The organism is Anabaena catenula FACHB-362, assembly GCF_014698735.1.
In the GTDB taxonomy this organism is placed as follows: domain Bacteria; phylum Cyanobacteriota; class Cyanobacteriia; order Cyanobacteriales; family Nostocaceae; genus Anabaena; species Anabaena variabilis_A.
Genome location: NZ_JACJTQ010000019.1, coordinates 18,866 through 42,481 on the forward strand (window position 1 = coordinate 18,866; position 23,616 = coordinate 42,481).

General features: G+C 39.6%; 16 protein-coding genes and 1 tRNA gene. 5 read left to right on the forward strand and 12 right to left on the reverse strand.

All coding sequences use genetic code 11. From position 1 onward, the window contains the following. The first annotated feature begins 34 nt into the window (after window positions 1-34). The 3 genes from H6G68_RS13735 to H6G68_RS13745 all read left to right on the forward strand — a co-directional run bounded on the left by H6G68_RS13735 (window position 35) and on the right by H6G68_RS13745 (window position 4,764). Window positions 35-1,018 (forward strand): ABC transporter ATP-binding protein, encoded by a 984-nt coding sequence (locus H6G68_RS13735; RefSeq protein ID WP_190907153.1) that lies wholly within the window; start codon window positions 35-37, stop codon window positions 1,016-1,018. A gap of 505 nt (window positions 1,019-1,523) precedes the next feature. Beyond that, complete coding sequence (locus H6G68_RS13740; protein ID WP_190907154.1) at window positions 1,524-2,939, forward strand: SLBB domain-containing protein; 1,416 nt, start codon at window positions 1,524-1,526, stop codon at window positions 2,937-2,939. Window positions 2,940-3,915: 976 nt separating this feature from the next. Then, window positions 3,916-4,764: an SPFH domain-containing protein gene (locus tag H6G68_RS13745; protein ID WP_190907155.1), complete on the forward strand. Its 849-nt coding sequence runs from the start codon at window positions 3,916-3,918 to the stop codon at window positions 4,762-4,764. Between the two features lie 14 nt (window positions 4,765-4,778). On the opposite strand, the gene folP is transcribed toward H6G68_RS13745, so the two are convergent. The 8 genes from folP to H6G68_RS13785 form a co-directional block, all read right to left on the reverse strand. Continuing rightward, the gene (gene folP / locus H6G68_RS13750) at window positions 4,779-5,621 is read right to left on the reverse strand and encodes a dihydropteroate synthase (RefSeq protein ID WP_190907156.1); all 843 of its coding nucleotides are present in this window, start codon (window positions 5,619-5,621) and stop codon (window positions 4,779-4,781) included. Window positions 5,622-5,717: 96 nt separating this feature from the next. Then, complete coding sequence (tpiA, locus tag H6G68_RS13755) at window positions 5,718-6,443, reverse strand: triose-phosphate isomerase (RefSeq protein ID WP_190907216.1); 726 nt, start codon at window positions 6,441-6,443, stop codon at window positions 5,718-5,720. Window positions 6,444-6,704: 261 nt separating this feature from the next. Next, the gene (locus tag H6G68_RS13760) at window positions 6,705-8,072 is read right to left on the reverse strand and encodes a restriction endonuclease subunit S (protein ID WP_190907157.1); all 1,368 of its coding nucleotides are present in this window, start codon (window positions 8,070-8,072) and stop codon (window positions 6,705-6,707) included. A 92-nt stretch (window positions 8,073-8,164) separates the two neighbouring features. Beyond that, the gene (locus tag H6G68_RS13765; RefSeq protein WP_190907158.1) at window positions 8,165-10,009 is read right to left on the reverse strand and encodes a class I SAM-dependent DNA methyltransferase; all 1,845 of its coding nucleotides are present in this window, start codon (window positions 10,007-10,009) and stop codon (window positions 8,165-8,167) included. Between the two features lie 76 nt (window positions 10,010-10,085). Further along, the gene (locus H6G68_RS13770; protein WP_190907159.1) at window positions 10,086-10,700 is read right to left on the reverse strand and encodes a transposase; all 615 of its coding nucleotides are present in this window, start codon (window positions 10,698-10,700) and stop codon (window positions 10,086-10,088) included. Between the two features lie 49 nt (window positions 10,701-10,749). Next, window positions 10,750-13,110, reverse strand: a complete 2,361-nt coding sequence (hsdR, locus tag H6G68_RS13775; RefSeq protein ID WP_190907160.1) for an EcoAI/FtnUII family type I restriction enzme subunit R — start codon at window positions 13,108-13,110, stop codon at window positions 10,750-10,752. Window positions 13,111-13,271: 161 nt separating this feature from the next. Next, window positions 13,272-13,344: transfer RNA gene (locus H6G68_RS13780), tRNA-Ala, on the reverse strand. 42 nt (window positions 13,345-13,386) lie between these two features. Continuing rightward, window positions 13,387-14,115, reverse strand: a complete 729-nt coding sequence (locus H6G68_RS13785) for an HAD family hydrolase (protein WP_190907161.1) — start codon at window positions 14,113-14,115, stop codon at window positions 13,387-13,389. Between the two features lie 248 nt (window positions 14,116-14,363). On the opposite strand from H6G68_RS13785, the gene H6G68_RS13790 reads away from it, so the two are divergent. After that, window positions 14,364-16,511 (forward strand): intein-containing RctB family protein, encoded by a 2,148-nt coding sequence (locus H6G68_RS13790; RefSeq protein WP_190907162.1) that lies wholly within the window; start codon window positions 14,364-14,366, stop codon window positions 16,509-16,511. 128 nt (window positions 16,512-16,639) lie between these two features. Here H6G68_RS13790 and H6G68_RS13795 read toward each other — a convergent pair whose 3' ends face one another. Next, the gene (locus H6G68_RS13795) at window positions 16,640-18,364 is read right to left on the reverse strand and encodes a cation:proton antiporter domain-containing protein (RefSeq protein WP_190907217.1); all 1,725 of its coding nucleotides are present in this window, start codon (window positions 18,362-18,364) and stop codon (window positions 16,640-16,642) included. Between the two features lie 271 nt (window positions 18,365-18,635). Next, window positions 18,636-19,913, reverse strand: coding sequence for a dihydrolipoamide acetyltransferase family protein (locus tag H6G68_RS13800; protein WP_190907163.1), 1,278 nt, complete (start codon window positions 19,911-19,913; stop codon window positions 18,636-18,638). A gap of 530 nt (window positions 19,914-20,443) precedes the next feature. On the opposite strand from H6G68_RS13800, the gene H6G68_RS13805 reads away from it, so the two are divergent. Then, window positions 20,444-20,968 (forward strand): hypothetical protein, encoded by a 525-nt coding sequence (locus H6G68_RS13805; RefSeq protein WP_190907164.1) that lies wholly within the window; start codon window positions 20,444-20,446, stop codon window positions 20,966-20,968. 131 nt (window positions 20,969-21,099) lie between these two features. Here H6G68_RS13805 and H6G68_RS13810 read toward each other — a convergent pair whose 3' ends face one another. Next, window positions 21,100-21,549: a YlqD family protein gene (locus tag H6G68_RS13810; RefSeq protein WP_127054890.1), complete on the reverse strand. Its 450-nt coding sequence runs from the start codon at window positions 21,547-21,549 to the stop codon at window positions 21,100-21,102. Window positions 21,550-21,588: 39 nt separating this feature from the next. After that, window positions 21,589-23,568, reverse strand: coding sequence for an AMP-dependent synthetase/ligase (locus tag H6G68_RS13815; RefSeq protein ID WP_190907165.1), 1,980 nt, complete (start codon window positions 23,566-23,568; stop codon window positions 21,589-21,591). Between the last annotated feature and the right edge of the window lie 48 nt (window positions 23,569-23,616).

Consider the following 23,616-nt stretch of genomic DNA (forward strand, 5'->3'; position numbering starts at 1 on the left):
TCACACATAGCCGGGAATTGGTCATTTAACCGCAATGAATGCTGTTGCAGATACCCCTGAACCCCAACTCAATCCTGTAGAACAACCACCAGTCGTCCTCACTTCTGAGTTGCGAAAAGTTTATCGCACTGGGTTTTGGCTGAATCAAAAAGTTGTATCTCTCAAAAGCTGTTCTTTACAAGTTTACCCAGGGCAAACCTTTGGCTTACTTGGTCCTAATGGTGCTGGTAAAACAACGCTGTTAAAACTGTTATTAGGAATTATCCGTCCTTCCTCTGGGAGGGGCTTATTATTAGGTAAGCCATTAGGCGATCGCTCTGTGAAGCAACGTATTGGCTATTTACCAGAGAATCCCTATTTGTACGACTATCTCACGGGTTGGGAATTTTTAGAATTAGCTGCTGGGTTATTCCAAATTCCCCAACGGATACAACGTCAACGTATTCCCGAATTACTAGAATTAGTTGGTTTATCCCCAGCTGATGCTCGCAAAAAGCTGATGCGCCGCTATTCTAAAGGTATGCTTCAGCGTGTTGGTATGGCTCAAGCATTAATTAATGACCCAGATTTGGTATTTCTAGACGAACCAATGTCTGGACTTGATCCTCTGGGACGCTACCAAATGCGCGAGATTATCCTTTCTCTCAAATCTGCTGGGAAAACCATATTTTTCAATAGTCATGTTTTGAGTGAAGTAGAACAAATTTGCGATCGCGTAGCTATTCTTGATCGAGGACAGTTAATTTGCTCTGGTTCCCTTAATGAACTCTTAGGCACAGAATACACATATCATATCAAAGGTCAAGGGGGTGACGGAGAAATTCTCAAAACCAGGATATCCGATCTAAAATTTGAGCCTGATGGTTCTTGGCAAGGCATACTACAAGATGACTACTATGATTTTATTGCCAGTCTCCGGTTAATGGGAGGAGAAATCATCGCCATGAATTTATCTCATCAATCTCTAGAAGAGTTTTTTATCCAACAGATCCAAAAACAAAATCATTCGCTTAACTAGTAGAGGCTGAGATCAACAATTAAAGAGTAAAAATTTTTCCAAGTACGATCATCACAACTGCTGATACCATTTGGAATTTGAGATTTTGGATTGTCAAAAACTTACTATACAAGCTTTTGAGTATTTCATTAGTCCCTATTCTTGTCCAAATTGGTATGAGAATATTACGATGTAACCGCGACTTATAATCGCTTTATTAAAGTGTGAAATTAGACTTTTAAAATATCTTCATAAAATTAAAAATCAACTTTTGGGAAATTTTGATTCTTGAGCATTGACTATTTTGACAATCCTTGGTCTAATCATTGACAATCCATGGCTTCAAACTCATTTGGCTTTAAATTAACTTTACTAAAATTTCAAAATAAATCCCTAAGTTATATCCGGAAAATCCAGGATTTTTCAGAAAAGAACAGTGTCGGGGAACTTGAATATTTAAGTATAGTCAACGTTAAAATGTCTAGACAGTACTTCACAGATAGTAGTTTCATAATCTCAGGTAAAGATGCTTAATATAAGTTTGTGGAAATTTTTTACTCATTCAGCTACATCTGTAGTTTTGTTAACAACTCTCAATACCGCTTTGCCATCTGTTAGTCTAGCTCAAAAATCACCAATCTCATCAAGCTCCAACATCTCTACAGATTACTTATTAGGCGGCGGCGATGTTATCCGCGTCAATGTATTTGAAGTACCAGAATATACAGGAGAATACCAAGTTCCTCCTGGTGGGGCGATTAACCTACCTTTGATAGGCAGTGTATCCGTTCTCAGATTAACAACAGAACAGGCAGCGGACGAAATAGCCAGAAGATATGCTCGCTTTCTTAAACGTCCTTTGATTTCCGTCAATTTGTTGTCACCTCGTCCCATCAATGTTTTTGTAGCTGGAGAGGTGACAAGACCAGGGGCTTACACTCTCAACTTACAAGGAGGCAGTGGAAATACCCCAGGAGTACAATATCCAACTATATTAGCTGCATTAACTACAGCCCAAGGGGTAACACTAGCAGCCGATGTGACTAAAGTTCAATTACGGCGTAAGATAGGACTTTCGGGCGAGCAAATTGTCAGTTTCAACTTAAAGGAACTCACCCAAACAGGTATAATCCCCCAGGATATTACCTTACGGGATGGAGACACCTTAGTTGTACCCACTGCTACAGAATTCAACATTGCAGAAGCACGCAATTTATTTTCTGCGAACTTTGCTGCAAGTCAAACTGCACCCCGCACAGTTGCAATTACTGGTCAAGTTTACCGTCCTGGTTCTTATCTAGTCACCGCAGGCGGTACAGAGGGAGCGGGAACGGGTTTACCAACGGTAATGCGGGCGCTGCAACTAGCCGGAGGAATTACGTCACAAGCCGATGTTCGGACTATAAAGTTACGCCGACCGACGCGAACTGGCACAGAACAAACTATAGATATCAATCTTTGGGAATTATTGCAGACTGGTGATCTTAATCAAGACGCGGTTGTGCAAGATGGAGATACGATTGTGGTTCCCACTGCAACAGAGATTAGCACAGCAGAAGCAACTCAATTAGCTACTACTACTTTGTCACCGACCAAAATTCAAGTTGGTGTGGTTGGAGAAGTTAAAAAACCTGGATTAACAGACTTACAGCCAAATAGTTCTTTAAATCAGGCGTTGTTGGCTGCTGGTGGCTTTAATGATGCTAGAGCTAGTAGTGCTGCTGTAGATTTAATTCGTCTTAATGCCAATGGTACTGTGACTAAGCGTGTAGTGAAGATAGATTTCTCAAAAGGCATTAATGATGACACCAATCCTATACTTCGCAATAATGATGTTGTAGTAGTTGGCCGTTCTGGTCTTGCTAAGTCTGGTGATACATTGGGTGTTGTAGCTGGTCCTTTAGGTATTATCTTTAATTTCCTCAGGTTTTTTGGACTTTAAGTTAATTTAAGTCGGTAAAGAGGGGGCTGATTAATTCCCCCTTTTGATTAAATAAAATGGTGTAATTTGTAATTCGTAATTCGGCGTTGCTGAATTCAGGTATGAAATTCTCTTGCTTGAATTTTTAAACCTCTTATCTTTGCGCCTAACACACTTCGTGCTAAAGCCTATGGCTCCCGTAAGGGATACGCTCCGCTGGTGCGTCTTTGCGTGAGGCTAATTCATACTTCAATTATGCAACGCCCGTAATTCGTAATTCGTAATAATGCCGACCGCAGGCTACCGCCAACGTAGTTTATAATTAAGTTTTGTAACGGAGATTTAAGTAGCCATCATGAACTGCGTACACCAGAACACATGAAAAAAAACTTCTTATTCGCCTCCTCGCTTGAGGGGTTAGGAGGGGGGTCTTATTTTCAAGTCAGGTGGGTGTAAGATATACTCAAAATGGCTGAGATTTGAACTTTTATATATAAGATTGCGAAAAAACCAGATTTGCAGGGGGTTTAGCACTGCTAAACCCCTATTACTTAATATAATCACTATTACTTATATAATCAAACGATTAAGCCATGTTGAGTAAACTGTTACACATCTAGTTTGCAAATTAAGAGATCAGGTGTCCTTGTGTTTACACGATAATATCATGTCCGCCTAATCACTTATCAAAAAAATTCTCCCCGTCCCCACGTTTCCCTGTCTCAGCGTCAGTCTAAATGATAAGTATTCAACCAGACATGATATAACTACTCGACAAGGGAAGGGGGTTAGGTCACGGATGTATGGGATGCAATTGAGAACTGGTATATTGCCAGCTGGTGAGTAAAGTGCTTTAATAGCGATCGCTTATAGTATGACCTTTTGCTGATCCTGCTTGTTAAAAAATTACGCTTTCAAACCATTTTACTTACAGTTAATATACGCTGTTAGCATAACCTCAACAATTAATTTTGCCCAACGCTGAATAGGAGCATATATGGAGCCAATTATTGCTATAGTTTTAGCGCTTATAGGTTATGCCTTGGGATCTGCAAAAATGATTAATCAAGGGAATGAAGCCCTTGTGGAACGCTTAGGGCGGTATCATCGCAAACTTAAACCTGGACTCAACTTTATTGTTCCCTTCCTTGATCAAATTGTCATGGAAGATACAACACGGGAGCAAGTTTTAGACATCAAGCCTCAGAATGTAATTACTAAAGATGGTATTTACCTAGAAGTAGATGCTGTTGTGTATTGGCGCATCACAAATATTGAAAAAAGCTTTTATGCAATTGATGATCTTCAACAAGCATTGTCAAACTTAACTACAACTACACTACGGGAAGTTATTGCCCAAAACACCTTAGACGCTACCAATATGTCCAGAGCCGACATGGACAGAACCATATTAGACCAGTTAAATCCAATTACAAACGATTGGGGAGTCCAAATTATCCGGTTAGATATTCAGAGAATTACACCGCCGGAAAGTGTAAGAAACTCAATGCAAGAGCAACAAGCAGCAGAAATTAAGAAAAATGCCTTGATTTCCGAAGCAGAAGGGGAACGACAAGCAGCGATTAAAAAAGCTGAAGGAACCAGGACTTCTATGGAAATTATTGGTGAAGTCTTACGTTCTCATCCTGAAACTAAGGAAATTCTTCGGTATCTTGTCGCTCAAGATTACGTACAAGCCAGCCAAAAGCTTAGTGCCAGTAATAACGCCAAAATTGTTTTTGTAGATCCAGCTAACTCCACAGATATGTTTCAGGAGTTGATTGCTGAGTCAGTAACTCACGAAGAACATGGCAAAACTGCTGGGAACGGTAATGGTGCTAATTAATAGTTGGGTGGAGTTTAATGTCGGTAGATAGCATCAGCAACTAGGGCAACTTCACGCATTTCTGAGACATCGTGAACTCGGAGGATATCAGCACCATTAAAAATGGCCGCACTACAAGCCGCTGCTGTTCCCCAAACTCTGGCTTGGGGATCTGGTTGGTTTAAAATTTTACCGATAAAACTTTTACGAGAAGCTCCTACCAGTATTGGACAGTTAAGTGCTTTTAAGGTTTGCAAGCGGCGAAAAATTTCTAAATTTTGCTCATAGTTTTTAGCAAAGCCAATCCCCGGATCAATAATGATTTTTTCGTGTTGAATCCCCGCAGCAATTGCGGCATTTATTTGCTGAGATAAAAAGCTATAAATATCCCCTATCAAATCCTGATAATCAGTTTGTTGTTGCATCGTCTGGGGAGTTCCCCGGATGTGCATTAACATAATTGGTACATCTAAATTAGCTACTGTTGACAACATTTTTGGGTCAAATGTACCGCCAGAAATATCATTGACGATATCAGCTCCAGATAATACAGCAGCCTCAGCTACATCGGCTCTAGTTGTATCTACTGATATAGGAATTGCAATCTCTGGTCGAATTACTTGCAAAACCGACAGCACCCGATCAAGTTCTTCTGTGAGGGTGATTTGTTCTGCACCTGGTCGAGTTGATTGACCACCGATATCAATAATGTCAGCACCAGCGGCTACCATTGCTTGCGCCTGGGCTAGAGCGGCGGAAACTGTGTTAAATTGACCACCATCACTAAAGCTGTCAGGGGTGACATTTAAAATGCCCATGAGATAAGTTCGCTGTCCCCAGATAAAACAGCGTTCTCGAATCATTAATTGGTTTGACATAAGTTACAATCCCGCCTCGGAATGAATTCCGAGGCTAATAGCCAAAGTCCGTTTTAACGAACTAAATTGATTTGTTAAAAAGTTGTAAATGGCGTTCTACTGATAATTGACAATTCTGGCAAAACTATCAGCTTCTAGACTTGCACCTCCCACGAGAGCGCCGTCAATTTCTGGTTGAGCCATGATCTCATCAATATTATTCGGCTTGACTGAACCGCCGTATTGAATGGAGACATTAGGATTTGTCAACTGAGAGCGAATTAAGCCAATTACCCGATTCGCTTCTTTGCTTTCACAGGTGTCACCTGTTCCTATAGCCCAAATTGGTTCATAAGCAATGACCAAATTATTTTGATCAACGTCCACTAGGTCTTTTTCTAACTGAGTGGTAATCAGTTTTTCGGTTTCCCCTGCGTCCCGTTGTTGTTTAGTTTCACCAACACAGAGAATGGGGATAAGTCCATGCTTTTGGGCGGCTTTGAGGCGTAGGTTAACGGTTGCGTCCGTTTCGCCAAAATATTGCCGTCTTTCGCTATGACCAACGATGACATAGCGCACACCAATTTCTGTGAGCATGGGAGCGGCAATTTCACCCGTGTAGGCTCCATTTTCTTCCCAATGGACGTTTTGCGCGCCCAGTTGGATCAGGCTACCGTGCAAATATTTGGACATGACGCTTAAGTCAGTGAAGGGAGGACACAGTACCACTTCTCGTTCCGAGGGTGTTTCCTCCAAGTGGGGCAGAAATCCGCGTAAAAAGTCTTCGGACTCTGACCGGGTTTTGAACATTTTCCAGTTGCCGGCTATAACTATTTTTCGCACAGGTGATTTTGTCAAGATGCTAACGCTACTAGATGCATTTTTCACTCTACTACTTTTTAGGACACTCCTTGTCTACCGAGAGGGTAAAGGCTGCTGTCTGAGTGTCCTAACTGTCGGGCTAGGTTTACAGTTCCGATGTTGTGGGGTTTGGGGAGATGGTAGAATGTCAGAAAAAAAATTGAGGATTTGGAAAGCGTTAGCGTAGCTCATCGTAGATATCGCATTTTACTAAACCGATATTTTACGCCCTACGGATTTGGTTTACAATTCGCCCTTAAATGCTTTATCGAGTATGGAAGGTAAAAGGGCATCAAGTTCTTTTATTGCTTCTTTTCTGAATTGTTTTATTGTGTCTATTTTGGTTTGGAGTTCATCGAGGTAAGCAACGATGCGGCGTTGTTCGGGGAGGGGTGGAACTGGAATTTTAATACTTTTAATGCGACCAACACTTAGAGTAAATAATCCACTTGTTGTTCTGCTTAGTTCAAGCATTTGGTCTTTGCCAATAGGACTATTAAGGTAAGTATTGAGATATTCCGGTGTTATGTACACTGTATTAGGGCGAATACGAATAACATGATTTTGATGAACACAATTTTCAATTTCACCTCTAAATAAAGCCGCTCTACCAATGTGATCAGGACTACCGTTACCCTCTATAACGAGAACATCACCTGCTATAAGCCTCCAGCGATAAAGCTCTTCATCTGAAACTTCAAAGTAACGTGGATCAGCAGTATCTATCGAATTACGCTGAACGTGCGCTACTGTAATATATCGTCGTGGGTTTGCACCCGGTGTTCTAGCACTACTTTTTTGAATACCACCTTTGACTTCAGAAATATCATCAATTTGATAAAAATCAGCAGTATCAAGTTCAGCAAAAACTTTTGCAGCAGATGAGTTTACTAAAGCTTCTGTTTCTTCAAGTGCTTTTTGACGAAGCGATCGCACTTCCTCAATTTTCCCCACCAATTCCTCAACCCGCGCCACTATCCGCCGTTGTTCCTCTAGTGGTGGTGGGAGTTCTGGTAGTTCTTCAAAACTACCGTCTTGTCGTTTTCTCACAACCTCTAGAAACTTACTTATACCAACCTGAATTTTACTATCAATCATTGGCACTAAAATATTCATCAATTTTTGTCCATTGACGTTAGGCTGTGCCGAACCTTCCTTTTCCTCTAAAATCTGTGTCCAGTAAGAGTCAGATTGAAAAAATGAATAAAGATACTCAGGTTCTACCAGTGGTTTTGGGCGAATTCGTATCAAATAGGATGCAAAAACGGCGTGAGGCGCTTCTTTAACAAGATGCGTTTTTCCAGTTGTCGCACCTGTTCTTGCAAACAAAATATCATTAGGGTAAATTAGATACTTTTCTGGTTCATCACATTTGCAATATGGTACAGTATCCCAACTGATTCCTCCATCTTTTAAATCAGTAATACGAACAAATTTTACTCCTACTTCTTCAAGTGATGCACTAGCAGTAAAACCGTATTGTGGATTTTCGGCAAGTTCTAACAAAGATACAATTGAACAGCCAGTTTTGTTAAGTGTATTAAAAATTATAGTTGAAGCAGCCCGAACCATTAATTCTGCTGACGTTTGTTTAAATGGAAGCTTTAACATAAACTAGACTTGGTTCATAATAATACTTTAACTAAATTATTGTAGGGGCAATTCATGAATTGCCCCTACACCGGATAATTCATGAAATACCCCTACCCCAAAATTGCTTTAATCTCAGACATAATTTCAGCAACTCGCCGATCTTTCTCTAAAATATCATTTACCAGTTGCTCAGGCGGTAAATGTTCAAAATCCGTCTGATTATTGGGATTTTTGCAATCAAGATTATAAATTACCCAGTAAATAGCATCACCTTTCGCTTTTTCATCCTTAGCAATTTCACGCTGATTTTGTTCTTCAGTTTGAACCTGTTTTACCTCATACTTAATTTCTTGAATCTGCTGTTTAATTTTAGTAACTTCTTTCGGTGGAGAAAAATCCAAAATTGAATTTTCTAAATTTTTAATTTTTTCAATTAATTCTTTGACATTTTTAGCCAGATTATTAGCAGTTTCTTCTGCTTGATTACCAGCATCCCAAAAAGGTTGTGCATCTGCTCTAGCTTGATGATAAACTTCCCTAAAATTATACTTCCAAGCATTTTGATTTTCTTCTCGATTCTGCCACCATGCTACACATTCAGCAAAATCTTCATCCTGTATTGGTTTAGTTTTAGTATAAGTTTTTCGTCCTTCTGGTAACGGAATTTCATAATACCAAATTTCATCTGTTTGTCCAGAACTGTCAAAAAATAACAAATTTGTAGGAATGCTGGTATATGGTGCAAACACCCCATTAGGAAGACGGACAATAGTATGCAAATTAAAATCTTTCAGCAAATCTTCCTTAATTTTGGCGCACATATTATCCCCAAACAGCACCCCATTAGGAAATACAACCGCAGCGCGTCCAGTTTGTAGGGGTAATTCATGAATTACCCCATTAGGAATTACCCCTACGCGGGGTTTTGGTCTTTGTCGAAGACGACGCATAATTAACTGAAGGAATAACAACGCCGTTTCTTTAGTTTGTCTATCTTTGGGAAAGTTGTTTTTAATTCTGTCTTCTTCCTCACCTCCAAAGGGTGGGTTAGTGAGAATGACATCAACCCAATCTTTTTCACCCATTTCTGACAGAGTAAACCGTAAACTATTACCATCATCAATATCGGGATATTCAAATCCATGTAATAGTAAACTCATGTGTGCTAACATTAAAGGCAAAGATTTCGCCTCAGCACCAATCAGACTTTTGTGTAATATCTGCCAATCTTGGGCGCTACAATTCTGTTTCAGGTATTCATAAGCCTCAACCAAAAAACCACCTGTTCCGCAAGCAGGATCAAAAATCGTTTCTCCTAATTGTGGGTTCATTACCTGCACCATAAACCGCACTACCGGACGAGGAGTATAAAATTCTCCTGAATCTCCCGCAGCGTCCCGCATTTCCTTTAGCATGGACTCATACAACGTGCTGAGGAGGTTCACTTCTTCCGATTTATCAAAGTGAATTTCATTTACCTTATTCAGAACATCCCATAGCAAAGTCCCGCTAATCATGCGGTTATTCACATCTTTGAAAACCTTAGCGATAACATCAGCGCGGTTATTACCAGTTTTGCTTTTGAGATTCCGCAAATAAGCCAATAACCCTGCGTCTTTGTTACCATCTGGTAAAACTGCTTCATCATTATTAATGAAACTTTTTAATCTGTCTCCTGTAAAATTTTCATTAGCAGCCCAATCACGCCAGCGATAAGGCGGTTTAATGGTTGATTTATAATCAATTCCTTCTAATTCTGCTTCCGCTTCATGCAGTTTCTCGGAATCATCCAACAATTTCAAGAACATAATCCAAGTCAACTGCGGAAGTCGATCTAATTCCCCATTTAATCCTTTATCTGTCCGCATGATATCACGGGCTGATTTTACCACGCTGCCTAATTTTTGGGCGGTGGTGACGGGTTTATCGTTTTGTTTGGTAGTGCGTTTTGGCATTTATCCCTCTATTGTAGGGGCAATTCACGAATTGCCCTAAATCTTGTTAATTGTAAAGACAATTCATGAATTGTCTCTACAAATCCTTACGACCGAAATCACGCCAAAATTGGAGTTCTTCTTTATCAGGTTTACTATCAGGATTATCATAATCCAGTGTCCATTTTATTGGATTATTAACAATATATTCCCTGATTCTATCTAATTCAGATTCATTACGAATAATATGCTCATAATAGTTTCGTTGCCAAAGTGATGTACCTGAAGATGAAATTTTCTGATTAATAATTTTCGCCGAATTCATCTTGAAATAACCAATAACTTTAGGTAAAAGCATATTCCGGCGTTCCCGTAGGGACAATTCCTGAATTTTCCCTACATTAATTGATTCCTGTAGAGGCAATTCATGAATTGCCTCTACGTCTGTAATTATAATAATTCCATGTAGATGATTAGGCATAATTACAAATTCATCTAACTCAATATTGGAATATTTGTTAGGCAAAGAATCCCAAACATTTAATACTATATTTCCTAGTTCATTAAGGTGGACTTCATTCTGAAATATATTCCCAAATAAACACTTCCTTTTATTTGTGCAAATTGTAATAAAATAAGCACCAGCCTGAGAATAATTATATCCACGTAACCGAAGAGAACGACGATAAAAAAGCTTAGTTTTATTTTCCATAACCATCAAATTTACATATCATCATGTAGGGGTAATTCATGAATTACCCCTACACCGAATATAATAAACTTTGTAAATTATTTACCGCTTCCCTCAACTCCTGAACACCCCCAAACTGTTGAGCAATTTCAATTACATTACCATAATTATCAAACTCCCTATTAGCCTTAAAAGTCGTGGGAATATTAAACTCCTCAACCCCCTTTTCAGCATATTTATCCAAAAGTATTTTTAAAATAGCCCTTGCTTCCTCCCCATATTGTTCAAAAAAGTCAGATTTATGACGACGTAACCTTTCAGCGCGTTGTTTGCAAGTCAACACGGGAGCATCAAAGGCAATATGACATAATAAATCAAAAGGATCAGCTTCGGAAAGATTTGTAACTTCTTTTAACTCATCAAAATCAATTCCCTTATCTGCCAACAAATCAATAATTTCTGCCCGTTCTTCAGGAACAGCCCAGCGTTGTTGTATTTCTATAGTAGAACGATAGAGAATCCTAATTTGTTCTCTCGTATAGTCAATTAATTTAGACAAACGCAGTTTATTATCTACATCTAAATCATAAATTTTTTCCTCAACAATTTCCTCACTACCCCCGTCAGCATAATATTTATGAGGTGGTGCGTCATCATCATCTGGTGTGGGTAATTTGTGAATTACCCCTACATCTTCTTGTAGAGGCAATTCATGAATTACCTCTACGATAATTTTTCCCTCATCATCAATTTGTGATTCATTAATTAAAGTAGGTTCACCATCAAAATCTTTATCTTCAAAGAGTACAGTGCTATTAGTATAATCAACTACATTAAAAGACATTTTTCCTTTTTCTTCTCGGACACGAGTTCCTCGGCCAATGATTTGTTTAAAATCTGTCATGGAACGAATAACACGGGCAAGAATCACATTTTTACAAGTGGGAATATCTACTCCAGTAGTCAGCAGTTTAGAAGTAACCGCAATAATATGAGTTTCATCTAAAACATCTTTAAATTTATCGAGATGTCCTTTACCAACATCACCAGCATCAGAAGTAATGCGAGATATGTAATTAGGATTTGTTTTTGTAATATCAGTATTGAGGTTGCGTAACTCTTTCACCATTGCTTTTACATGAGGTTCATCCACACAAAAAACAATGGTTTTGGCATAACGATCTGTATCTTTCAGAAAATCAGTAATATGTTTAGCAATTGCCTTTGTCCGCACTTCTCTAACTAATTTCCTCTCAAAATCTGGAGTTTGATAAACTTCATTAGGAATAGTTCTCCCATAACGATCAATTTCTCCAGCACCAGGCCGCCATCCTTCTTTATCAGAACGAGTAGTCACCCGATAGACTCGATATGGTGCTAAAAAACCATCATTAATCCCTTGCTTGAGAGAATAAGTATAAAGAGGATTACCAAAATAGCGATAGGTATCTACGTTATCATCCCGTAACGGTGTCGCAGTCAATCCCAATTGATAAGCAGGTGCAAAATATTCTAAAATTTGTCGCCAGTTACTTTCATCTCTGGCGCTACCTCGATGACATTCATCAATAATAATCAAATCAAAATAATCAGGACTATATTCTCTATAAAGTCCTGGTTGATTTTGAGTATCACTAATTGCTTGATAAATAGCAAAATAAAGATCACGTCCTTTTTTAGCTTCACCTTGAATTTTGTAGATTTTATCCTCATTAAAAGCCGAAAAATCTTTATTCATCGGATCATCTACCAATATATTCCGGTCTGCCAAAAATAAAATTCTTGGTGAGCGAAAGTATCCCAAAGTATTCCATTCAATTCTTGACAATTTCCAAGCAATTTGAAAAGAAACGGTAGTTTTTCCCGTTCCAGTTGCTAATGTTAATAATAACCGTTTTTGACCTTTAAAAATTGCTGCTAGTGCCGCATTAATAGCATTTCGTTGATAGTAACGTACAGGTTTATCAGGAATTGGATAAGCAGGAGTTAATAATTTTTCAGCAATATTTTCTCTAATTTGTTCTTGTGATTCACCTTTTAACCTCCGCCAAAGTTCATCACCACTAGGAAACGACTCCATCACATCAGACTGTTTACCTGTGATGAAATCAAACTCAACAATTCCTTCTCCATTAGTTGAGAAAGCAAACTTTACCCCTAAAATATTTGCATATTCTCTAGCCTGTTCTAATCCCTCATCAGGAGTTTTGCGTTTCCGTTTCGCTTCCACTACAGCTAGAGGGAAATCACCTTTTAAAAGCAAATAATCTGCAAATTTCTTTTTACCACGGGGTTGACGCTGATTTTTTGGTCTAATTTTACCATCAGTGAAGTAATACTGCTCGTAATAGCTATAAGGTTCTGTATCCCAGCCAGCTTGATTTAATTTTGGTTCTACATACTTACGGCAGGTATTCGCTTCATTACTCATGACTAGTTAGTTCATCGCTTAATATGTCAATTATTTTAAGGACAATTAATCTGTTAACACCAGTTTAAAGACAAAAATAAGTCAAATAGACAACTAATTTGGCAACACGGACACCCATTTGTCAACGCGGTCAAATAATTTGGCAAGTGACAAATGTACAATGGAGAATAGGAGACTCGAACCCCTGACCTCTGCGGTGCGATCGCAGCACTCTACCAACTGAGCTAATTCCCCTTGTGAGTGCAGAGTAGCAAGCTCTGACAGACGTACTCTATCTTAACACTCAGGCACGGCAGATTTTACATCTTTTTGCAAATAAACCTCCTGTACCCGTTCCAATTCCAAATCAGTTAAATAATCTACAGTCCAGTTGGCTTGACGCTGAAGCATATGAAAAGGGTAAGTATGGGCTACACCAACTACTTGCATCTGGGCGCGTTTTGCTGCTTGAATACCCGCTGGAGTATCTTCAATCGCTAAACATTCTTGGGGTTGCAAGTTTAATTCTACAAATTTTTGGTTAAAGCGTTCTACCGCCAGCAGATAACCTTCTGGTTGGGGTTTAGTGGTGGTGGTGTCATCCCCAGTAACAATAATCTGAAAGTATTCAGCCAGTTTGCCACGTTCTAGTACAAATTCTATTTCTTGACGGAGAGCGTCACTAACTAACCCTAGTTTAATATTTTGCGATCGCACCTGAAAAATTAAGTCATCTATTCCCGGATACAAAGGCAGTTTTTCTAATTTCTCCAGTTCCAGCACATAAGCCTGAGCCTTGCGTTTGAGCAACTGAATCAAATACTCCTCGGTTGCAACTCTACCACGATTTTTCAGCAAGTCTTGAAAACAAGCGCGATAGCTCCTTCCTAGAGAAGCTTGACGCTCTTGCACCCTTTGGGGTTGGAGATTTTCCTGCACCAGAATCTCATCTATCAGTTTCAGATGAATCGGCTCATCTTTAATAATCACACCATTAAAATCGAACAGAACTGCCTTTAAACTCATGCCACTATGCCAAACACTAGGAAAGCAATATCCTGAAAATTATTATTATCCATTCTGGTGTCTGTTAATGTGAGCGATCGCTTGACAAGCATATTACTTTTGTATTACAACTAAATTACATAAATCTGGAAATATTCTATGTAACGTCTAAATTTATACCAAGAATATACACTATTGTGTTAGCAATTCCGCAAATAGTCTATCTATGAATTTTCCCAATCCAAAATCTCAAATCCCAAACTCAAATTATGCCCTACGAACAATTAGGAATTAATACACCATCACCCGTTTTATCTTGGGCAAATCATTCATTAGGCTCAGATGAAACCAAAATGGCCAAGAATGTTGCCTCCTTGCCATTTGTATTTAAACACGTTGCCTTAATGCCCGATGTTCACTTAGGAAAAGGTGCTTTAGTTGGTTCAGTTATTGCCACCAAAGATGCCATTATTCCTGCTGCTGTCGGAGTAGATATTGGTTGCTTTGTGGGAGAAACTTTAATTCCTTTAATAGATGGAAAATCCTATCCAATCAAAGAATTAGCAGATAAGAATGGAGAATTTATTGTTTATGCTTGTACACCAACAGGAAAAATTGTAGCTGCCAAAGCCACTGCTCGATTAACAAGAAAAAATGCTCCTCTGGTGAAAGTAATTTTAGATAACAGTGAAGAGATTATCTGTACTCCAGATCATCAATTTATGCTTCGAGATGGCAGCTACCAAGAAGCGCAATTACTAGAAACAGGTACTTCCTTAATGCCTTTTTATTCCCAAGTTGATAAAGATGGTTATACACTCATATCTCAACCATACTCTGGGAGATGGCAAAAAGCACATTGGATGATTGCTCGTTCTGGTTTACTAGGTAAAATTCCCAAATTTGAGGGACAAAGAACAGTTATTCATCATCGCAATTTCCATGAATCAGATAATCGTCCAGAAAATCTTGAATTTATGGGAGCTAATGAGCATTCTGCCTATCACCGTTCTTTACTAGAAAGTAATCAACACTGGCAATCTCCCGAATTTGAAGAAAATAGAAAAGCTGCTATTGCGCGAAAAGCACAAACTCCAGAAGGATATCAATATTATGCCGAGCGTGGCACTAAAAATATTCTTCAGTATATGCAACAGCAACCAGAACATTTTAGAAATGCAGTTGCAGATAATGGAATTCGGGGTAAGCAATATCTAATCACATATAACACAAGTGAAAAAGGGAGGGCAAAGTCTCAAGAAATTGCCAATCGTTACTACACCTGTGAAATCTGTGGTGCAGAAGTTAAGACACCAATTGGACTGCATAACCACCGTCGCAAAGAACACAAATGTAATCACAAAGTTGTCGCAGTCATTCCCCTAAATTACACGGAAAATGTGTATTGTCTGACAGTACCGGAGTATCATAACTTTGCTCTGAAAGCAGGGGTATTTGTTCATAACTGCGGAATGTGTGCCATCAAAACACAATTTACAGGTGAACAACTAGAAGGCAAACTCAAGAAAATTCGCCTAGATATTGAAGCTGCAATTCCCACAGGATTCAATGAAAACAAAGATGTAGAAAAAGCAGTAACTAACTGGCAACGTTGGCGCGATTTTTCTAACTTGCATCGTGGTGTGCAAGATTTAGAAAGCAAAGCAATGAAACAAATGGGTTCTCTTGGTGGAGGGAATCACTTTATCGAAATATGTCTCGATACAGAAAACCAAGTTTGGCTGATGTTGCATTCTGGTTCCCGTAACATTGGTAATAAACTAGCCCAATGCCATATTAATACCGCCAAAGAATTAGCAAAAATGGCAGGTAACAAATTACCAGATCCAGATTTAGCTCACTTTGTAGTTGGTACACCAGAATTCCAAGCATATTGGCAAGATTTGCAATGGGCGCAAAATTATGCCCATTTTAACCGTGATGTGATGATGTCACGATTTAAAAAAATTGTCGAAAAACATCTGACAGGAGGGAAAGTCACTAAACCTTTATTAGAGGTAAATTGTCATCACAACTATGCCGAAAAAGAATTACATTTTGGCGAAGATGTGTATGTAACTCGTAAAGGTGCAGTTCGCGCTCAAACAGAAGATTATGGGATTATTCCTGGTTCCATGGGAGCCAAATCTTTCATTGTCAAAGGTAAAGGTAATGCTCATAGTTTCTGTTCTTGTTCTCATGGTGCTGGGCGTTTAATGTCCAGAAGTAAGGCAAAGAACGTCTACACACTTGATGATTTAATTGAACAAACTCAGGGTGTAGAATGCCGTAAAGATGCAGGTGTTATTGATGAAATTCCTGGTGCTTATAAACCAATTGAGCAGGTAATGGAAAATCAAGCTGATTTGGTGGAAATAGTGGCAACTCTTAAACAAGTTCTTTGTGTAAAAGGTTAAATTTGTAGGGTGGGCAATGCCCACCTTTTTTATTTTTAAACGCAGAGGTACGCGGAGGTTAGCGCGGAGGTACGCTGAGAATAGAGATAAAATTGGGGAGTTTATAGCTGATAATTCTTAAAAGATATCTATTCTTTCTCAGGCCTAACACTTAAATATCTATCTTTGCGAATAGTGGTGATAACAGTTTGGATGTAACTTTCTGCTGCACCCAAGGTTTTTAGTAAATGATTTCCTAACTCTAATGCTGCTTCAAATTCAGGTTGTACTACTTCTTTAGCACCCATTTGGGTTAAGAGGTCAATTTCTTTGTTATTGTGTGAGCGAGCAATTACATCTAAATGAGGTGCAATAGTCAGAGCATTTTTCAAAAGTAAGCGAGTGCTGGCAGGATCTGGAAGGGCAATTGCTAAAGCTTTGGCAGTTTCTAAATGTGCTTTTTCTAATACTAATTCAGAATCGGCATCTCCAAAAATGTAAGGTATTTGGTGCATTCGCAGTCTTTGTACAGATGCTTCGCTGTTTTCAATTACTAAAACTGGATATCCTTCGCTTTGCAATATGTTGACAATTACTTGTCCCACTCTACCATAACCTGCTACTACTACGTGACCAGTTATTATTTCTGGCATAGATAAATATTTTGGCGCGGAAAAGCGTTGTAATAATTTTGTTAATAAAGGTGTTTGATTTAAACTATTTGCTATTAAAGGTGCAACTTGGAGGGATAAAGGAGTGAGTAGAAGTGTAATTGCTGTAGTTCCTAATAATAAAGAATAGGTTTGTTGAGATATCAGTCCTAATTCTAAACCTACTAAGGCTAATACAAAAGAAAATTCTCCAATTTGGTTGATACCAAAACTCGCAATAACGGCAGTTTTTAGAGAGTAACCAAATTTTAAAACGATTCCTAAAATAATTGCTGCTTTACCCAGCATTACTAAAGTCACTAATCCTAAAATTAGCCCAAAATTATTAATAAGGATAGCCGGATCAATTAGCATTCCAATTGATGCAAAAAACAGACTTGCAAATGTATCTCGCAACGGTAAAATTTTTGCTAATGCCTGATCAGCATAATCAATTTCAGAAATCATTAAACCAGCAACAAATGCCCCCATGGCAATTGAAAGACCCAAATGTGCAGTTATTAACGCAACTCCTAAACATAAGGCAATTACAACTAACAGAAATAATTCATTACTTTCGGTAGCAGCAATATTACTTAAAACATGAGGTATTATCCACCGACTCAAGATAATTGCGACTATTACAAAGAGTGCGATTTTGAGTAGAGCAAATCCTAGTGCTATAGCAATATTTTCTGGTTGTTTCAAAGCAGGAAGTATTGCTAACATTACACCCAAGGCTAAATCTTGGGTAATTAAAATTGCCAGCATAATTTGCCCATGCACTGTATTAGTTTCACCTCTCTCTGTGAGTGTTTTTAATACTATGGCTGTGGAAGAAAGAGATAAAACTGCTCCTAAAAAGATTCCTTGTGTGATTCCCTCAGCCCAACCTGTAATTACAGTTACTATTGCTACTAAGGCAATTGTCAATCCAATTTGCAGTAAACTACCTTTGATGGCAATTTCTTTAACTCGTTTTAATTCTGCTAAGGAAAATTCTACACCCAGCGCAAACAGCAGAAAAGCGACACCAATTTCTGCTAAGGATTTAATGTCAGAAACATTGCCTAATAACTTGAAACCAAAAGGGCCAATAGCAAAGCCACTAACTAAATAACCAAGTATCACAGGTTGATGCAACCGATGTGCTAAAAATCCGCCGAGTGCTGTACTTACTAAAACGATTGTTAAATCTAGAATTAAACTATGCTCTGTCATGATGTTGTCTTTGGTTTTATTTTGTTGTCAACTTTTGTCACTTACTTTTCAGAGTAACTTGAGTTGACAGTAGTCAACATCTACAGTGCGATAGCTGATATAGCAGGTGACAGAGGACAGGTGACAGGTGACAGTCTGAAGAGTATTTTGGTGTCTAGGTTTTATAATCAGTTGGTGTCCTAACCGCCCTGTCCGTTGCTATAAAAAAAACTTGGAATTTAAAAAACTCCAAGTCTGAAATTAAGTAAGATTTATTGGTTTCTAAAGTTTTTCCTTAAAGTGTCAAAGATTGAGGATTGGTTTCAATCAAATTAGCCAAATCTTTCAGGAATGCTGCTGCATTAGCGCCGTAAATTATCCGGTGATCACAGGTAATATTAACTTTCATTTGTTGACGCACACCAAATAAACCATCAGCAGTGGCTACTACTTGTGGACGAGAGGCGGCGATCGCTAAAATTGAACCTTGTCCAGGTGGTAAAATTGCGTCAAATGTATCTACACCAAACATTCCCAGGTTAGACAGGGTAAAAGTCCCACTGTTGTATTCTTCTGGTTGTAGTTGTTTAGCTCTAGCCTTATCAACCAAAGTTTTCCAATTGCGAGATAGAGAATAGATATCTACTGCATCTGCTTTTTGTAATACTGGTGTAATCAAACCGCCATCATCCATCGCTACTGCAACGGCAATATTGATACTAGAATGATAGACAATTCCTTGGTCTGAATAACTGGCATTCAATAAAGGGTGTTTTTGTAATGTCACCGCTACAGCTTTCGCTAATAGCGCTGTCATCGTCACCCCTTTAGATTTAATTTGCTTGTAAAGTTTGTCTAATCCATCAGTGGTAATTGTGTAACCGACATGGAATGTAGGTACAGATAGGCTGGTCATCATGTTCCGTACCACTGCATTTTGCAGAGTAGTTAATGGTACTGTCTGACCAGGAACAGCACTGTTGACCACAGGCGCAGGAGATGGTTTTGTATCTGCTACAGGTGTCACTGGGGTAATAGCAGGAGCCGGAGTTGGTGTAACTTTACCAACAGATGTTTCCACATCTTCAGCGACAATCCGACCGTAGGGACCACTACCTTTGAGGGTATTTAAATCTACTTTCAGTTCTTTTGCCAATTTGCGGGCGCGGGGTGAAGCTACTAGCCTTCCTTCCCGGTGGTTAGAACCATTTTGAGAGACTGCGGCGGGTGTGGCGACAGTTGCAGCGGCGACGGGTACGGGAGCGGGTGTAGCAGGAGCAGCAGCAGTGCTTCCTGGATTAGCTTGAGATATTGCTGTTTCAATTTCAGCTTCTGTTTCTACTACGTAAGCGATCGCTGCTCCAACTGGGGCGCTTTCACCAGCGGGGACTATAATATGGGCTAGAAATCCCTCATAGAAGGATTCCACATCCATATCTGCCTTATCGGACTCCACAACCACCACTGTTTCGCCTTTTTCCACTTTATCCCCTGGCGATTTTACCCAAGAGACAATCTTCCCCTCTGTCATGGTGGAACTCAGCGCCGGCATAAATACTTCATGAATGCTCATAATGGTGGTTTCAGAATCAATAATTTTATGGACTTTAACAGCTGTTGCCAGATCGAATTGTATCTTGGCACGAGAATTTTAGGTTATAAACGGGTCTGGGGATTGGTGACAAATCAATTGACACTACCCACGGCTAAAAGCCCAGGGATTCCAGCGTCACCGACTCCAATTGGAACCTAAATGGTCGGGTGATGTCTATATACATAGCAATTATTGATAGTTAGTCAATAGCAACTAAAATTATTGCTATATAGTACAGTACGGTGTAAATAAGCCACCCATTAGAAAAGTCTAAAACCCTGACGGAATGGTAATTACGAATTACGTATCCCTAGCGAGACCGGAAGCACTATTACGTATCCCTAGCGGGACCGGAGGCATTATTACGAATTCCGCAAAGCGGTAATAGCTATGTTCCTCACCACTTGGAAGATACAAAAGCTGCTTATTAGCAGTTGCTAGGGGTGAAAGCGAAATCTAGAATTCAAAATTGGTCGTTAACCTGTTTGAAATTCCCCTTTAATAGTATTATGTCGGCAAAGTTCAAATTGTTTTTAATTTTGATACTCAGCGTCTTTGCCACTGCTGCTGGAGTGTATGTAATCCAGCATCAGCCACCAGCATTAATTACTGGAACTGCCAATGGGCAACAGCAAAAATTGTCTGTAGAAAAGCAATCTTCAGAATTCCCGGCTTACCCTGAGCGTTCTCATTATCAAACCATACCTTTAGAAAGTATCAATTCTGCACTCCAAGGCAGTGATCCTGCAACTCTAGCTCTGAATGCTCTTGATGAGGTGGCATCAGGGGCGAGAATAGGTCAAGTAGAGGTGGCTTATCCTCAACCTAATCAAGCCTTAGTGACCATTACACAAGTCAAGCAGGCTAAAGATAATTCTGGGAGTGCCATTAGATATCGCATAGAAATGAGCCGCTTTGGGCGATCGCTTTTAGTGAGTTCACCCCCCATCTGGGAAATTATCTGGGCTGGCTCCCAGGTACAATGTTTTTCTAGAAGTCCAGCCCATAATAAATTTAGTAACTCCTGTCGTTAGTCATTGCTCATGACTAATAGACATCGACCTTTCTTTAAATATGCGTTATCCAGAACCCTTGTAGAGACGTGACCTGGATAGGGATTCTCGTCTCTACAATCTTTTTCACTCCTATGTCTAATGACTAAATCTTAGATATCACCGCGAATTTCTTCAACAATGCCATCACGCAGCACAACTTCAACCTGCATTTTGCTAATTAAGTTATCACCCGGTTCTACCCGGAAAAAGCCTTCCATTTGAAATTGGTTGACTTCCTGATCTAACTCCAAAAACTGTACTTGCTGAAGATTTTGTAGTAACTGATTTTTCTGCTCTAGCAGTTCACTTTTCTTTTGATTGACTTGGAGTTGGATATTGTCAATTTGTTGGAGGGTCTGGGGGCCTGGTGGTTGTAAACTCTGCTTTTGAATTGCGGCAACTGCTCTTTGTCCTTCAACGTCTAGTTGTTGCAGTTGTTGATCTAGTTGATTGATCTGAGCCTGTAGCTGCTGTTGCACTTCCTCTTTCCAGAGGGGAGTGACGATAACTTTCACATTAACGCCACGTTTTAAAAGCAATTGCGGGTTGGAGACATCCATAAAAATTTCACGTTCACTCTTACTAGTTTGCAAGTGGAATTATTTGGCAAACATTCCGTCAATAATATCGTGATACCGTTCCGTGACAACGTGTCGTCGAATTTTGAGGGTTTGTGTCATCAGACCATTTTCCATCGAAAACGGTTCCATAATTAGTTTGAAGGGTCCAATGCGATCATCGGCTCGATAGCCTGGACGATTCTGCACTTCCCGATTCAACTCTTGCCTAAATAAATCCTGGATTATTTTACTCTCTATGTTAACTTTTTGACTGCCTGAGGTAGTAATATTATCATCCTTGGTACTGAAATTCAGATTTTGACTTTCTGCCCATTTTTCCAAGGCTTCAATATTGGGAACAATCAAAGCACCAGTGCTGCGCTGGTCTTGTCCCACCAGCATGATTTGATCAATGTAGGGCGATCGCAAGCAAGCATCTTCAATTGGCTGCGGTTCGATATTTTCGCCATTGGTTAATACAATCGTGTCCTTGGCTCTACCAGTCAGCACTAAGTCATTTTCGGGAGTTACCCAACCCAAGTCACCGCTATCAAACCAACCTTCCGCGTCTATTGCTTTTTTTGTCGCTTCTGGGTTTTGGTAATAGCCTTGCATAATTTGTGGCCCTTTGAGCAACACTAAACCTCGTTCTCCTACTGTTAGGGGCTGACGAGTCTCAGGATGCACAATTTTTACTTCTGTGCCAGGAATTGGTTGTCCAGATGAGCCACGCAAATTCCGCCAATGACGACGTGCATTAGTTACCGGTGAGGTTTCTGTCAAACCATAACCTTGTAAAATCTCTACCCCAATAATTTCAAAAAAGTTATCTATATGTCTGGGAAGCGCACCCCCACCGCTAATTACCTGCTTAATGCGTCCGCCTGTTGCTTCTCGCACCTTAGCATAAACTAATTTTTCTCCCAGGGCATGAAACGGTGACAAAGCCAATTCTGCTATTTTAGCTTCTGAACGCTCAATGACTGACGCATTGATGTGATCTAAACTCAATCCCTGAGCAATTCGCCGCGCTTGGATGTACTTCTGGCTCATTTCCAGTAAGAATTTAATTAATTGCTGTTTTTTGGCTGGTTGTGAGCGGAATTGCTTCTGCACGCCTTCATAAATTGATTCCCACAGCCTGGGTACACCAACCATGTAATGGGGTTTAAATTTTTTTAAATCTTCTTTAACAGCACGTAAATTTGTGTAAATTTGTGTGCAACCTTGAGATAGTAAAAAATATTCACCACTACGTTCGTAGCTGTGCCATGTGGGGAGAATGCTCAGGACTATATCTCCTTTTTGTGGTTGTACGACTGTTCCCAAGGTTATGACTTGATGTAGCAAGTTTTTGTGAGACAGCATTACACCCTTGGGTTTTCCTGTAGTACCAGAAGTATAAATTAGCGTTGCTAATGTGTCGCTGCTTTGTTTGATGACGACTAAAGTGTGGTTGCTACCAATTTCCAGCAATTGGGAAAAGTTCAGCACTTGAAAATTTTCTGCCGCAGGTGCTGCTTCCTCGGAAAGTAAGATTACCAGTTTAATGGGTAAGTCTTTCAGACGTTCCTCTAGTTTCTGGAATGTCTTGATATCCTCGAGTACAACCGCAGTGCTACCACTATTAGCAATGATAAAAAGTAATTCTTCTTGTTCTGCTTGGGCGCTACGCACCGCGTTCACTGCCCCTGCCGTCATGATACCTTGATCGGCAATAAACCAGCGGTGACTATTGTCCGCAATTAGGGAAATGCATTCACCTACATTTACCCCTAAGGCCTGCAACCCCGCTGCAAATCGTTGAATTTGGCTTGCTAACTGGCTATAGGTAATCTTAATTTCTGGTTTACTGTGGGGGTTATGAAGGGCAACAGTGCTACCAAATTGCTTGCCAGCTAAAGGCCAAATTTCTGCCACTGACTCCACATTTGTATAATCTACCAAACTTTTTAATGCCTGACGTTCACGCTCAGGTAGATTAGATAACGAAGAATACGCAGGTTGGGAGTTTGTCATAATAGGTTGTTTGAAAAGTAATTTGGTTGTTCTTTGTATTAACAGTAT